Origin of the sequence: Nonomuraea rhodomycinica (genome assembly GCF_013363995.1) — a bacterium.
In the GTDB taxonomy this organism is placed as follows: Bacteria; Actinomycetota; Actinomycetes; order Streptosporangiales; family Streptosporangiaceae; genus Nonomuraea; species Nonomuraea rhodomycinica.
The window spans coordinates 106,569-120,461 of sequence record NZ_JABWGO010000003.1 but is presented as its reverse complement, the minus strand read 5'-3'; the positions used below and the strand labels follow the sequence as shown (position 1 = coordinate 120,461).

The following is a 13,893-nucleotide window of genomic DNA, read 5'->3' as shown; positions in this document are numbered from 1 at the left end:
GTCCCATCATGTCCGATTTGCCCCGATCTGTCCCTCCTACCTTGCCTGCTCGCCGCTGCGGATCGGTCCAGCCAGCGAGCACGATTCGGTATCGATAACGGCCGGGGCTCCAAGCCACACACTCAGCTGTGGTGATCCGTGCCCAACCGGCAGCCCGGCCAGGATCGGTACGCCCAGCGGCAGCAGCCGGTCGCGCAGCACGGGATAGGGGTCGCCGCAGTCCACCCACGAGCCGAGCACGAGACCCCGCACGCCGTCGAAGGCCCCCGACTGCAGGAGCTGGGTGAGCATCCTGTCGATCCGGTACGGCTCCTCGCCGATGTCCTCCAGCAGCACGATCCGTCCGTCGAAGGACGGGTGATGACGGGTGCCGCACAGGGAGGCCAGCAGCGACAGGTTGCCCCCGGTCAGCACGCCCTCGGCCCGGCCCGGCGCCAGCACCCGGTCACCGGTGACCGCGGGCGCCCGTCCGGCCAGGGCCGCCTGGAAGTTCTCCCACGACACCGGCTCCGGGCCGCCCTCGCCGGCGATCGTGTCGCAGGCCGGCATCGGCCCATGCAGGGTCGGCACGCCCAGCTCGGCGCCGAAGACGTGGTGCAGCGCGGTGATGTCGCTGGAGCCGACGAGCGTCTTCGGCCCCGCCGCCCGCATCGCGTCCCAGTCGATCAGGCCGAGCAGCCGCGCCGCGCCGTACCCGCCGCGCGCGCAGAACACCGCGGAGACGGCCGGGTCGCACCAGGCGGCCTGCAGGTCGGCGGCGCGGCCCTCGTCCGAGCCGGCCAGGTAGGGCAGCTCCTGCCGGTCGAGCACCCGCCCGCTGGCCGCCACCTTCAGCCCCAGCCCCTCCAGGCGCTCGATGCCGCGCTTGAGCAACGTGGCGTCCGGCGGCCCCGACGGCGCCACGACCGCGACGGTGTCGCCCGGCCGCAACGCGGTGATCTGTCCCTCGGGCCGCACGGGCCCGGTCCCTGGCTCGTTCACGTGCCAAACGGTGTCACACTTGTGCTCCAGTATGCGACTTCCGCCCCACATCCTCGTGGTCAACGGCATCAAGGTCCGCCGCCCGGTCTTCCTGCTCGGAGCGCCGCATTCCGGCACGGATCTGCTCGGCCGCGCCCTCAAACGGTCACCGGGCTTCCACCTGACCATGGGCCGGGCCTGCGTGGCCCACGTCCTGTACGCCTTCGCCCGCAAGCCGTCCATCGGCGAGAGCTCCGGCGCCGTACGGGTGCTGCGCGACGCGCTGGCCGAGTCGTGGCAGGTGATGCCCGACACGTGCCGGCTGTGCGGCCCGGCGTGCCGCGAGGCCGGCGGGGTGACGGGCGGCGGCCCCTGCGTCGCGACGGCCGAGGTCACCCGCTTCGGCGACGCCAGCCCCGACCTCATCTACAGCGCCGCCACCCTGCTGCGCGCCTTTCCCGACGCCCGGTTCGTCCAGATCGTGCGCGACGGTCGCGACGTGGTGGCCGACATGCTGGCCGACCCGGCGTGCCTGGCGTGGTTCAAGCCGGCGATGCTGTCGGGCGAGACGGAGTTCCCCAACGCGTTCCTCGGCGTCAACCGCGACGAGCACCTCGACAAGTGGAAGGGCATGCCGGTCGCCGGCAAGAGCGCCCTGCGCTGGCGCAGCGCCGTGCGCCTGAGCGCCACGCTCCGCCGCGACCTGCCCGAGGAGCAGCTGCTGACCCTGCGCTTCGAGGATCTGGCGCTCAGGCCGGCCCAGGCGGTGGCGTCGGTGGCGGCCTTCCTCGGCACGCGCGTCTCCAAGGTCGCCCTGTACGGCGGCGGCCCGCCGGAGACCGGGACATGGCGCACCCGGCTGCGGCCGGACGACCTCGCCCTGGTGGAGAAGGTCGCCCGGCAGGAGCTCACGACCCTGGGCTACCTGACCGGCTGACGCTCACGACTGCGGGCTGCCTGACGAGCTGAACTGCGTGCGGTGCAGCTCCGCGTACAGGCCGCCGCGGGCGAGCAGCTCGTCGTGCGTGCCGCGCTCGGCGATCCGCCCGTCCTGGACGACGAGGATCTCGTCGGCCTCGCGGATCGTCGACAGCCGGTGCGCGATGACCAGCGAGGTGCGGCCGGCGAGCGCCGTCTTCAGCGCCTGCTGCACGGCCGCCTCCGACTCCGAGTCGAGGTGGGCGGTGGCCTCGTCGAGCACGACGACGCGCGGCGCCTTCAGCAGCAGCCGCGCCAGCGCCAGCCGCTGCTTCTCGCCGCCCGACAGCCGGTGGCCGCGGTCGCCGACGACCGTGTCGAGCCCGTCGGGCAGGCTCTCGACCAGTTCGCCGATCTGCGCGGCCCGCAGCGCCTCCCACAGCTCCTCGTCGCTCGCGCCCGGCCGGGCGTAGCGCAGGTTGGCGCCGATCGTGTCGTGGAACAGGTGGGGGTCCTGGGCGACCACGCCGACGGTGTCGCGCAGCGAGGCGAGCGTGGCCTCGCGCACGTCGAGCCCGTTGAGGCGGACCGCTCCCCCGGACACGTCGTACAGCCGCGACACCAGCGAGGTGATCGTGGTCTTGCCGGCGCCGGACGGGCCGACCAGCGCCACGAGGCGGCCGGGCCGGGCGGTGAAGGACACGCCCTTGAGCACGGGGTGGGAGGGGGCGGTGTCCTGCCGGGCCACCGACTCCAGCGACGCCAGCGACACCTCCTCGGCCGCGGGATAGCGGAAGTGGACGTCGTCGAACGTGATCGTCACCGGGCCGTCGGGCACGGGACGGGCGTCCGGCCGCTCGGCCACCATGGGCTTCAGGTCGAGGACCTCGAAGACCCGGTCGAAGCTCACCAGCGCCGTCATCACGTCCACGTGCACGTTCGACAGCGACGTCAGCGGGCCGTACAGGCGCATGAGCAGCGCGGCCAGGGCCACGAGCGTGCCGAGCTCGAACACCTCGCCGATGGCCAGCACGCCGCCGATGCCGTACACCAGGGCCGTGGCGAGCGCGGCGACCAGGCCGAGCGCGACCCGGAACACGGTGCCGTACATGCCGACCGTGACGCCCACGTCGCGCACCCGGGCGGCACGCGCCCCGAACACGGCGGCGTCGTCCTCGGGCCGGCCGTACAGCTTGGCGAGCATGGCGCCGGCGACGTTGAAGCGCTCGGTGCTGACGGAGCTCATCTCGGCGTCGAGCTGCATCTGCTCGCGCGTCAGCGCCGACATGCGCCGGCCCACCCACTTGGCCGGGATCACGAAGATCGGCACCAGCACCAGCGCGACCAGCGTCACCTGCCACGACAGCACGAGCATGGCGCCGAGCACGAGCACCAGGCTGATCACGTTGGACACCACGGACGACAGGGTGCTGGTCAGGGCGCGCTGGGCGCCGATGACGTCGGTGTTGAGCCGCGAGACCAGCGCGCCGGTCTGCGCCCGCATGAAGAACGCCACCGGCATGCGCTGCACGTGGTCGAACACCTCGGTGCGCAGGTCGTAGATCAGTCCCTCGCCGATGCGGGCCGAGAACCAGCGCTGCGCCAGCGTGAGCCCGGCGTCGACCACCGCGAGCGCGGCGATCGCCAGCGCCAGGCCGACGACGACGTCCGTGCGCCTGGGCAGGATGCCGTCGTCGATGACCGCCTTCATCAGCAGCGGGTTGGCGACCACGACCACCGCGCCGGCCATCACCAGCAGCAGGAACGCGGTGATCTGCCGGGTGTACGGCCGCGCGTAGCCCGCGATGCGCCGTACGGTGCCGGGCGCGAGCCGCTGCTTGGTCACCGACTCGTCGCGGCGCAGCGACGCCATGACCTGGGGGCCGAAGCCCCCTCCCATCATCGCCATCCGGGGCCCTCCTCCCCGGTATGAGCGCCGCCGGCGGCCCCGCTGTTCCCGGCGGCGCGTATCGGACGCGTATCGGATCGGACACGGGCGGGGCAGGGCCTCGGCTGCTCAGCGCCGGGCCCCGCCGGTCAGGCCGGGCGGGGCAGGGTTTCGGCTGCTCAGGGCTGGGCGGCGAAGAGGGCGCGCAGGCGTTCGGCCTGCTCGGCGCCCTCGGCCGCGCACTGCTCCTCCAGGGTGCGCGAGCGCGCGCCCTGGAGGAGCCGCTTGGTCGCCGTGGCCGCGTCCCGGTTGGTCGAGAGCAGCTCGGCGATCTTGTCGTGGACGGCCCGGTCCAGGTCGTCACGGGCGACGACCTGTTCGGTGAGCCCGATGCGCAGGGCCTCGCCGGCCTCCACGGTCCTGGCGGTCAGGCAGATGTCGATCGCCCTGGCCAGGCCGACGAGCTCGACCAGCGGCTTGGTCCCGGTCAGATCGGGCACCAGCCCCAGGGCGGGCTCCTTCATGCAGAACTTGACATCGTCGGCCACGATCCGCAGGTCGCAGGCGAGCGCGAGCTGGAAACCCGCGCCGATCGCGTGGCCCTGCACGGCCGCGATGGAAACGATCTCGGGGCGGCGCAGCCACAGGAACCCCCGCTGTGCCTGCCGCAACCGCTGCTCGAACGCCGCGGCTCCGAGCCGCGCTGCCGAGCTGAACGAGCCCTGTCCGGGCACCCCCTCTGGTGTGAACATCCGCAGGTCGATGCCTGCCGAGAAGGACGGTCCCTCACCTTTCACGACGACGATGCGCACCCGTTCCGGTAGGTCATCACCGATCTGGGCCAACGCTGACCAGGTCGCGAACGTCTGCGCGTTCCGCTTGTCCGGCCGGTCCAGCGTGATCGTCGCGATCTCACCGTCCACCTCGTAACGCAGTCCGTGTTCCTCCGGTCCTCCGGCGGACACGTCCTCCGTGTACCCCCCGCGCTCCTGTGGCGCCTTCGCTCCCGCCATCGCCCGCTCCCTCGTGCCCACTGAACCGTCGCGCCCGAGCTTACAGAATGAGATTCTGGGCCCGGGCGCGACGGCTGGCTGACTAGGGACGAGCGGCTGCGGTCGCACGTTCCGAGGCGGCCGTCAGCGCTTGGACTTGCCTCGGGTCGCCCCGCCGCGCCCGCGCAGAGTCACGCCGGACTCGCTCAGGATGCGGTGGATGAACCCGTAGGACCGACCGGTCGAAGCGGCCAGGGCACGGATGCTCTCACCCGCGGCGTAGCGCTTCTTGAGATCGCCGGCCAGCTTTTCACGGTCGGCCCCGGTGACCCGGGTGCCCTTCTTCAGTGTCTCGGCCACGAGTACCTCCTGTAGTGCCGGACTTCCGCAGCGTTACTCCGCCATGATCAGTCATTTCAGCGGGATCGGCTACCTACTCCACGGGAAAAGATCCGTACCCACCCAAATTAAGATCAGGCAAGTGCCACAAGATCGGAAAATTCGGCGCTCCATGCGTCTTCAGTTCCGTCCGGTAGCAAGATCACCCTATCCGGTGACAGGGCGTCAACGGCACCCTCGTCATGGGTGACGAGTACGATCGCTCCTGAATAGGACCTCAGAGCGTTGAGGACCTGCTCCCGGCTGACCGGATCGAGGTTGTTCGTGGGCTCGTCGAGCAACAGGACGTTGGCACTGGAGAGCACGAGCATCGCCAGCGCGAGGCGGGTCTTCTCGCCGCCGGACAGCACCCCGGCCGGCTTGTCGACGTCGTCGCCGGTGAACAGGAAGGACCCGAGCACCTTGCGCAGCTCGGTGTCGGTGAACTCGCCGCCGGCCGAGCGCATGTTCTCCAGGATCGTGCGGTCGGCGTCGAGCGTCTCGTGCTCCTGGGCGTAGTAGCCGAGCTTGAGGCCGTGGCCGGGCCGCACCTCGCCCGTGTCGGGCGTCTCCAGGCCGCCCAGCAGCCGCAGCAGGGTGGTCTTGCCGGCGCCGTTGAGGCCGAGGATGACGACCCGGTGACCTCGGTCGATGGCCACGCTGACGTCGGTGAAGACCTCCAGCGAGCCGTAGGACTTGGACAGGCCCTCGGCCGTGAGCGGGGTGCGCCCGCACGGCTGCGGCTGCGGGAAGCGCAGCCGCGCCACCTTGTCGCTCTGGCGCTCCTCCTCGGTGCCGGCGAGCAGCCGGTGGGCGCGGCGCATCATGTCCTGCGCGGCCTTGGCCTTGGTGGCCTTGGCGCGCATCTTGTCGGCCTGGGCCAGCAGGGCGCCGGCCTGCTTCTCGGCGTTGGCCCGCTCGCGCTTGCGCCGCTTCTCGTCGGTCTCGCGCTGGGCGAGGTAGGCCTTCCAGCCGACGTTGTAGTGGTCGATGACACAGCGGTTGGCATCGAGGTGAAGGACCTTGTTGACCGTCGCTTCAAGAAGGTCGACGTCATGGCTGATGATCACCAAGCCGCCCTGATGGGAACGCAAAAAATCACGAAGCCACCCGATTGAGTCGGCATCTAGGTGGTTTGTCGGCTCGTCGAGAAGGAGAGTTTCCGCCCCGCTGAATAGAATGCGCGCCAATTCCACGCGCCTGCGCTGTCCGCCGGAAAGCGTTTCCAGCGGCTGTCCGAGGACGCGGTCCGGCAGCCCCAGACTGGAGGCGATGGAGGCGGCCTCCGCCTCGGCCGCGTAGCCGCCGAGGACGTGCATCTGGTCCTCCAGCCGGCCGTAGCGGCGCACCGCCCGCTCGCGCGTCTTGTCGTCGGCGGAGGACATGCCGAGCTCGGCCTCGCGCAGCTTGCGCAGCACCTCGTCGAGCCCGCGCGCGGACAGGATGCGGTCGCGGGCCAGCACCTGCAGGTCGCCCGTACGGGGATCCTGCGGCAGGTAGCCGACGCTGCCGCTCGTGGTGACCGACCCGGCGGCGGGCAGCGCCTCGCCGGCCAGGACCTTGGTCAGCGTGGTCTTGCCCGCGCCGTTGCGGCCCACCAGGCCGATCTTGTCGCCCGGGTTGACCCGGAAGGAGGCGCTTTCGATGAGCAGGCGCGCGCCGGCGCGCAGCTCGATGTCACTGGCGATGATCATGGTTGACGGAACACTCCCGAGCTAGGGAATCGAGGGAAGGGGGACGTGCGGCCGGGTGCGCCGTGCCGTCAATCGGGAGTGTGCATACCGATCAGTGTAGGCCCCTGAGCTGGAGCACCACCTCCGGTTGTCTCCCAGCTCATCCCCGGTGCGCCGTTCCCGCGTTCCCCCTCCCTCGGCTACTCCGGCGGGCGCTCGGGGAGGTGGTCGCCGATGAGCGCGAGGTTCTGGATGGCGGCCAGCCCGTACTGCGCGGCGTCGTTGGTGGACACGAACGGCGCCTCCTCCAGCGCGGCGAGCACCCGCGGCCCGTCCACGCGGGTCAGCCGCCAGTGCGGCTCGCGCTGCAGCTCGTTGCGGTTGAGCTGGTCGTCCTCGTCCAGGTAGAACTTGCGCCAGGCGCGCGCGGCGTGCGCCGGATCGCCGGTGCGGGCGGCCGCGTACGCGGTGAGCCGGCTGTGCGCCTGCACCAGCGAGATGCCGCGCAGCGGGTGGCCCACCTCGGCCTCCTGCTCCGCGGCCGGCGCCAGGTAGAGCCGGCAGTAGTCGAGCCAGGCCCGCTCGAAGCCCGGCACCCCGAGGTCCAGCGCGATCAGCTCGGAGCACATCTCCGGCAGGCCGAACACCGATGACAGGTGCGAGACCATGACCGCGTCGCGGGAGGTGTCGAAACGGCCGGTGGCCAGGTCGAGCCGGGCCTCGCCGGTCAGGAAGCCGCGCGGCAGCGCCCCGATGCCGGCCATCGTGCCGAGCAGCCGGTCGCGGGCCCGCTCGTCGCCGTGGCGCTCCCAGCGGGTCAGCCAGGCCGCGGCCAGCGCGCCCCAGTCGGTGCCGAGCCCGACCGACAGGGCCGACGGGTCGGGCGTGTAGACGTCCTCGCGCACCTTGCGCTGCGGGTCGACGACCAGGAACGTCGCCTCCGGCTCCGACAGCTCGTCCAGCAGGTCGCCGGTGCGCTCGTCGGCGGTCAGGTAGTAGTGGAAGCGCCGGTAGGCGGCGTTGGAGATGCGCAGCTGCTTGCAGCTGCACCCCCAGTGCTGCACGTTGTGCCGGCTGCCGAGCCCCTTCCAGCGGCCGAGGTGGTAGACGTCCACCTCGCCGGTGTGGCGGGTCATCGCCTCGGCGAAGCGGAAGACGTCCGCCCGGCCGGTGCGCAGGAACTGGTACCACAGCCACAGGTCGGGCGACAGCTCGGAGTTGTCCCAGGCGTAGCCGCCCACGTCGTAGCGCCAGGTGTGGCGGTCGGCGTCGTAGGTGTGCATGACGTCGCCGTAGTCCCAGAAGCCGTACCAGCGGCGCTGCTCGCGTTCGCGCGCGTACAGGTCGAACAGGAAGTCCAGCCGGTCCTCGATCGCGGCGCGCGCCGGGGTCGAGCGGTCCGGCGGCGACCAGTCGCCGAAGACGCCGGCCGCGCGGATCCGCGCGGGCGGCGCGATCAGCAGCGCCGGGTCGTTCAGGGCGGCGACGTGCGCGGCCAGCGCCTCCGCCGCGGGCGTGGCCTCGTGGACCCGCAGGGTCAGCTCGTGGGTGCGGGCCACTCCGTGCGCGTCGCCGAAGCCCGGCTCGTGGTCCTCGTAGGTGATCTCCAGACCTTCGAGCTGCTCGGCGAAGGTGTCCTGGCCCATGCCGTCGTGCCAGAAGCGCAGGTCCATGGCCGGGGCCGACGGCGACCAGAGCCACACCGTCGCCGTGGCCAGGTCCGTGGCCGCGTTCCTGACGTCGAGGCGGGTCGGATGCAGCCGCCAGAAGTCGCGCAGCCCGAACCCGAGGCCGCCGCTGACCCCGCCCACGTACCCGTAGCCGGCCGAGCGGGTGCCCGCCGGGATCGTCACCCAGGCGTGGCCCTCGCCGGTGCGCTTGCGCAGCGTGAAGCCGTCGGCGCTGGTCTGGTCGAGCGTGTAGTCGTTCCAGGCCGGGACGAGGCGCAGGCGGCCGGCGACCTCGGGGTTGCCGATCGGGCCGCACCGACGGCCCTCGACCTGCGCCCGCCGCACGGCCTCGCCCGGGTCGCGGCGCAGGCCGGTCAGCCCGCGCACGGCCTCGGTGAGGAAGCCGCCGGGGCCGGCGAGCCGTACGTGCCGGTCGTGCGGCTCGTCGCGCATGACGACGTCCGCGCGCAGGCCGAGCCCGGCCAGGAAGTCGCGCTCCGGGTCGCCGTCCCAGACGAACGTGTGGACCAGCCGGACGTCCTCCGCCCCGGCGTAGAAGTACAGGCGCACGGTGAACGGCAGGGACAGGGACGCGCCCCCGCCCTCCCGCCGCGCGCGGACGTGCCGGCCCTCCAGGCGGACGACGGCCCGGACCGGGCCGTCCTGCTCCACGGTGACGCGGGTCACGTGGCCGCTCGCCTGCGCCCGCGTGACCGTGCCGCCGTCGTCGGGCGTGGGCCCGTCCTGGTGCAGGCTCACCAGGCGGACGTCACGGACGATCTCGCGGGAGTCCCGGGTGACCGAGCGGGCGAGCGTGGGGCCCGACTCCTCGATCGTCCACGTCACGACGCCCGTGCTCACCCGCAGGGCCCCGTCCTCGCGGGTCACGGTGACGGGCGCGCCGGGCGCCGGCGGCGCGAGCCCCGGCTCCAGCCGGTACGTCCCGGCGGGCTCCCGCTGCGGCGGCACGGCGTGCGCCGACCACTTGACCGACCCGTCCGGCCAGGTCGCGGTCACCCAGCTCTGCGTGGGCAGCGCGCGGCCGTCCGGGCCGGTCAGCGTGTACGGCGCGGCCCGCTCCACGGCGCCGCGCGGCCACGGCACCCCGAAGGTCACCCCCTCCTGCGTGGGCGTGCGGGACTCGTTCAGCCAGCGCAGCGTCGTCGTGACGGTGTTCAGGGTCTTACTCCTTGACCGAGCCGATGAGCACTCCCTTGGTGAAGTGCTTCTGCAGGAACGGGTAGAAGAACAGGATCGGCAGCGTCGCGATCACCACGACCGCGAACTTCAGGCCCTGCTCGGGCGGCACCCACGTCCGGTCCATCTGGGAGAGGGCGTTGGCCGCGTCGGTGCTGACGAGCTGGCGCACCAGGATCTGCAGGGTCCACTTGTCCGGGTCGCTGATGTACAGCAGCGGCGACATGTAGTCGTTCCAGATGCCGACCGCGTAGAACAGCGAGAACGTCGCGATGATCGGCTTGGACAGCGGCAGCACGATCTTGAAGAAGACGCCCATCTCGTTGCAGCCGTCGATGCGCGCCGCCTCCTCCAGCGCCTGCGGCAGCTCCTGGAAGAAGCTCTTCACGATGATCAGGTAGAACGGGTTGATCGCCAGCGGCAGGATCAGCGCCCAGTAGCTGTCCAGCAGCCCCAGGTCGCGCACCACCAGGTACGTGGGGATCATCCCGCCGGTGAAGACCAGCGTGAAGATGATCAGGTTGAGCACCAGGGCCCGGCCCGGCAGGTACCGCTTGGCCAGCGGGTAGGCCATGGTGAACGTCAGCAGCACCTGCACCACCGTGCCCACCGCCGTGACGACGACCGTCGTCAGCAGGGCCCGCACGAACGTGTCGGTGGCGAAGATGTAGCGGTAGGACTCGGTGACGAACTTCTCCGGCCACAGGAAGAACGGCCGCGAGGAGATCTCCGCCTCGCCGGCGAACGAGCCCGCCAGGACGTACAGCAGCGGCAGGACGGTGACCAGGGCCAGGCCGACGAGGACGGCGACGTTGATCACGTCGAACACCCGGCTGCCCACGGTGCTGTACTCGGTGGTCAGCTTCTTGTGCTTCATGCTGTTCATGTCCAGGGCCCCTTAGAACAGTCCCCGCTGGCCGAGGCGCTTGGCCAGCCAGTTGGAGCCGAAGATCAGGATGACGCCGGCCACGCCCTTGAACAGGCCGACGGCGGTGGAGTAGCTGATCGCGCCCTGGGTGATGCCGGAGTAGTAGACGTAGGTGTCGAACACGTCGGCCACCGAGCGGTTCAGCGAGGTGGTCATCAACCAGATCTGCTCGAAGCCGGAGTCGAGCAGGTTGCCGGAGGCGAGGATGGCCATGACGACGATCGTCGGGCGGATGGCGGGCAGCGTGACGTGCCAGAGCTGCTTGAAGCGTCCCGCGCCGTCCATGCGCGCCGCCTCGTACAGCTGCGGGTCCACGCCGGCCAGCGCCGCGAGGTAGATGATCGTGCCCCAGCCGGTCTGCTTCCACAGCTGCTGCAGGATGACGATCGGCCGGAACCACTCCTCCTGCGCCATGTAGTCGATCTTCGAGGTGTCGCCGAGGAAGTCGCGGATCCAGCCGGCGAGCACGCCGAAGTCCGCCGCGAACAGGATGTACGTCAGCGACGCCACGATCGTCCACGACAGGAAGTGCGGGATGTAGACCAGCGACTGCACCGTGCGCTTGAGCACGTTGACCCGCAGCTCGTTCAGCAGCAGCGCGACGACGATCGGCGCCGGGAAGACGAAGACGACGTGCAGCAGCGCCAGGAAGAGCGTGTTGAACAGCAGCCGGCCGAAGTCGGGGCCGGCGAACAGCTCCTCGAAGTGCTTGAACCCGACCCAGGGGCTGCCCGAGTAGCCGAGGAACGGCAGGAAGTCCTGGAACGCGATCGTCACGCCGTACATCGGCAGGTACTTGAACAGCGCGAAGTAGACGACGCCCGGCAGGAGCATCAGGTAGAGCCAGCGGTAGCGCGTGAAGACGTCGCGCAGCCCCGCCCTCCGGCGCCGGTGCCCGGAGATGCTCGCCGCGCTCGTCGGAGGCGGCGCCAGGTCGGTGGCCACAGCGGCCTCCCTTCCTCAGGAGAAACCCGCCGGCTGGTCGTGGTCGCGCACGACGGCGGGCGGCGGGTTTCTGGTCGGCTGTGAGGGACCCGGGCGGCGGGCCCGGGTCCCTCGGGACGGGGTCAGCTCGTGGGGCCGAGCTTGGCGATCAGGTCGTTCATCTCGGCGGTCACCTGCGTGCCGCCGCTGTCGTACCAGCGCTTGATCTCGGCCTTCAGCCCCTCGTCGTCGAGCTGTCCGGACAGGTACTTGATCCGGGCGTCCGGGATGATCGTGTCGATCTGCGGGCCCCGCTGGACGGCGGTGGGCGAGACCACGGGCAGGCCGACGTTGTGCACGGCCGTCTTGAGGTCCTCCACCATCAGCTCCTTCTGGAGCTTGAGCATCGCCTTGTACGGCTCGCCGGACGGCACCCGCTGGTAGGCGATGCCGCCGATGTCGGCCGTGCCCTTGGTGCTGAGCTGGGTGAAGGCGTTGTCCACGTCGTTCTGGATGGCCTTGACGGCGGGGTCGTCCTCGTTGATCAGCGCGGCGGTGTCGCCGTTCTCGACCTTGAAGTTGCGGCCCTCGATGCCGTTCTGCAGCAGGACCTGGCCTTCCTTGGTGGCCAGCTTGTCCAGCGACTTCAGCACGTTGTCGAGGTCGGCCTCGGTCCGCACGCTCTGCTTGGAGATGGCCAGGACGTCGTTGTAGCCGGTGAACGGGTAGGAGAACTTCTTGTCGTCGGACAGCTTGAGGTTGCCGACCATGGTGACCTTGTCACCGTAGTGCTCCGGGTCGTCCTCCTTGAACAGGTCGAGGACCTGGCGGGAGCGGATGTTGACGTCGATGATCATGCCGCCCTTGTTCTGGTGGAAGGGCTCGTTCCACTTGGCGGCGTCGAGGGTGGCGAAGTCCGGGTTGACCATGCCCTCGCTGACCATCTTCTTCAGCCACTTGTTGGCCTCGAGGAACTCCGGCGTGTCGAAGCCGGGCACGATCTTGCCGTTGCGCTCGCCCCAGCCGTTCGGGGCGCCGAACCAGGTCTCGATCACGTCGTACGGGCTGGCGGTGGCGTAGTTGCCCGGCCACTTCGGGATGATGAGCCCGTAGGTGTCCTTCTTGCCGTTGCCGTCGGGGTCCTTCTCCGTGAACGCCTTGGCGACCTGGTAGAGGTCGTCGACCGTCTGCGGCTCCTTCATGCCGACCTTCTGCAGCCAGTCCTTGCGGATGATGACCGCCGAGCGCAGCAGGGGCCGCATCCGGTAGAAGCCGTAGATCTTGCCGTTGATGGAGGAGTTCAGGGCGGTCCGCTGGTCCGCCGGCTTGAGGTTCGGGTACTTGTCGATCTTGTCGGTCAGGTCCCAGAACGCCCCGGCCTGCGCGGCCTTCACGAACGCCGGCAGGTGCGGGTCGACGTCGATGACCTGCGGGATGTTGTCCGAGGCCAGGGTGACGTTCATCTTGTCGCTGTACTGCGCGTTGGGCACCCAGGTGACGTGGATCTTCTTGCCCAGGAACTTCTCGACGGCCTTCTGCATCTCGCCCTGGGGGTTGGGCGCCGTGCCGAACAGCCTCGCCATGAAGGTGATCGTGTTGGAGTCGGTCTGGGGCGCGTCGCCACCGCCCGAGCAGGCCGAGGCGGTCAGCGCGGCCGTGAGCGTTAACACACCGGCGATGAGCCGGCTACGACGTGATGCGCTCATGAGTTCCCTTTCGAAAGCAGTCGCGCCTCGTTCTCGGCGAAGAAGCGCTGGCAGAGCCACGTGTTGAGTGAGATCCAGGCGCCGAGGCTGATCAGGGGGGCGAGGATGGGCGCCGCCGAGGTCGCGTAGGCGATGGCTGATAGCGCTAGCAGCAACAGCACGGACGAGGCCGGACGCAGCAGCGCTAGCTGCGCCGCCTTGGGCCAGTAGGCCCGCAGCGGCAGGTCGTAGTGCGCGTAGAGCGGCCCCACCTGCGCCCCCACACCGGCCAGTGCGACGAGCGCCACGAGGGTCGCGATCCGCAGCGCTCCCGAGGCGGGCCCGAGAGCGCTCAGGTACAGGTAGTCGCCGACGAGGACGACGCCCAGCACCGCGGCGGGCAGCACCAGCAGCGAGCCGCGGACGAGCTCCCGCCGGTAGACGGCCCAGAACTCGCGCGTCGCCTGAAACGATTCACCACGAGCGTGCCTCCGGGCCAGCGTGTAGGCGGCCATGGTGGAGGGCCCCAGTCCGAGGACGACTCCGCCCGCGAGGGTGAAGACGATCCACAGCAGGTTCAGCCGGACCGCCCAGACGAACTCCGAGCAGATCGCGTAGACCCTGGTTGACGTGGTGGAATGGCTCATCCGGCAGCACTTTCTCGTGGCGTGTGCGCGGAC

11 protein-coding genes are annotated in these 13,893 nt (G+C 70.6%); 1 reads left to right on the top strand and 10 read right to left on the bottom strand.

Annotation, left to right across the window (positions count from 1 at the left end):
• Nucleotides 1–36 precede the first annotated feature (36 nt).
• Nucleotides 37–981 (bottom strand): S66 peptidase family protein, encoded by a 945-nt coding sequence (locus HT134_RS16315; RefSeq protein WP_312888158.1) that lies wholly within the window; start codon nucleotides 979–981, stop codon nucleotides 37–39.
• A gap of 31 nt (nucleotides 982–1,012) precedes the next feature.
• Here HT134_RS16315 and HT134_RS16310 point away from each other — a divergent pair, with 31 nt between their 5' ends.
• Entirely contained in the window at nucleotides 1,013–1,897 is an 885-nt protein-coding gene (locus HT134_RS16310; RefSeq protein WP_175601240.1) for a sulfotransferase family protein, read from the top strand.
• Nucleotides 1,898–1,900: 3 nt separating this feature from the next.
• Here the strand turns inward: HT134_RS16310 and HT134_RS16305 are convergent, their stop codons facing one another.
• The 9 genes from HT134_RS16305 to HT134_RS16265 form a co-directional block, all read right to left on the bottom strand.
• Nucleotides 1,901–3,787: an ABC transporter ATP-binding protein gene (locus HT134_RS16305; protein WP_175601239.1), complete on the bottom strand. Its 1,887-nt coding sequence runs from the start codon at nucleotides 3,785–3,787 to the stop codon at nucleotides 1,901–1,903.
• A 158-nt stretch (nucleotides 3,788–3,945) separates the two neighbouring features.
• The gene (locus tag HT134_RS16300) at nucleotides 3,946–4,779 is read right to left on the bottom strand and encodes an enoyl-CoA hydratase/isomerase family protein (RefSeq protein WP_175601238.1); all 834 of its coding nucleotides are present in this window, start codon (nucleotides 4,777–4,779) and stop codon (nucleotides 3,946–3,948) included.
• A 123-nt stretch (nucleotides 4,780–4,902) separates the two neighbouring features.
• Complete coding sequence (locus tag HT134_RS16295; RefSeq protein ID WP_020547488.1) at nucleotides 4,903–5,118, bottom strand: helix-turn-helix domain-containing protein; 216 nt, start codon at nucleotides 5,116–5,118, stop codon at nucleotides 4,903–4,905.
• 113 nt (nucleotides 5,119–5,231) lie between these two features.
• Nucleotides 5,232–6,830, bottom strand: coding sequence for an ABC-F family ATP-binding cassette domain-containing protein (locus tag HT134_RS16290; RefSeq protein ID WP_175601237.1), 1,599 nt, complete (start codon nucleotides 6,828–6,830; stop codon nucleotides 5,232–5,234).
• 179 nt (nucleotides 6,831–7,009) lie between these two features.
• A complete protein-coding gene (locus HT134_RS16285; RefSeq protein WP_281387542.1) occupies nucleotides 7,010–9,637 on the bottom strand; it encodes an exo-rhamnogalacturonan lyase family protein in 2,628 nt (875 codons plus the stop codon).
• 25 nt (nucleotides 9,638–9,662) lie between these two features.
• Complete coding sequence (locus HT134_RS16280) at nucleotides 9,663–10,562, bottom strand: carbohydrate ABC transporter permease (RefSeq protein WP_246364506.1); 900 nt, start codon at nucleotides 10,560–10,562, stop codon at nucleotides 9,663–9,665.
• A gap of 12 nt (nucleotides 10,563–10,574) precedes the next feature.
• Nucleotides 10,575–11,549 (bottom strand): ABC transporter permease, encoded by a 975-nt coding sequence (locus HT134_RS16275; RefSeq protein WP_175601236.1) that lies wholly within the window; start codon nucleotides 11,547–11,549, stop codon nucleotides 10,575–10,577.
• A gap of 122 nt (nucleotides 11,550–11,671) precedes the next feature.
• The gene (locus tag HT134_RS16270) at nucleotides 11,672–13,198 is read right to left on the bottom strand and encodes an extracellular solute-binding protein (protein ID WP_312888156.1); all 1,527 of its coding nucleotides are present in this window, start codon (nucleotides 13,196–13,198) and stop codon (nucleotides 11,672–11,674) included.
• A gap of 32 nt (nucleotides 13,199–13,230) precedes the next feature.
• Nucleotides 13,231–13,860 carry a YesL family protein gene (locus tag HT134_RS16265; protein WP_246364505.1) on the bottom strand — a complete coding sequence of 210 codons (630 nt, stop codon included), beginning with the start codon at nucleotides 13,858–13,860 and terminating at the stop codon, nucleotides 13,231–13,233.
• Nucleotides 13,861–13,893: the final 33 nt, after the last annotated feature.

What these genes read in the sequence shown, in the direction of transcription:
- HT134_RS16310 (WP_175601240.1), top strand. Translation starts at nt 1,013, where the DNA reads ATGCGACTTCCGCCCCACATCCTCGTGGTCAACGGCATCAAGGTCCGC.
- HT134_RS16305 (WP_175601239.1), bottom strand. Translation starts at nt 3,787, where the DNA reads ATGGCGATGATGGGAGGGGGCTTCGGCCCCCAGGTCATGGCGTCGCTG.
- HT134_RS16300 (WP_175601238.1), bottom strand. Translation starts at nt 4,779, where the DNA reads ATGGCGGGAGCGAAGGCGCCACAGGAGCGCGGGGGGTACACGGAGGAC.
- HT134_RS16290 (WP_175601237.1), bottom strand. Translation starts at nt 6,830, where the DNA reads ATGATCATCGCCAGTGACATCGAGCTGCGCGCCGGCGCGCGCCTGCTC.
- HT134_RS16280 (WP_246364506.1), bottom strand. Translation starts at nt 10,562, where the DNA reads ATGAACAGCATGAAGCACAAGAAGCTGACCACCGAGTACAGCACCGTG.
- HT134_RS16265 (WP_246364505.1), bottom strand. Translation starts at nt 13,860, where the DNA reads ATGAGCCATTCCACCACGTCAACCAGGGTCTACGCGATCTGCTCGGAG.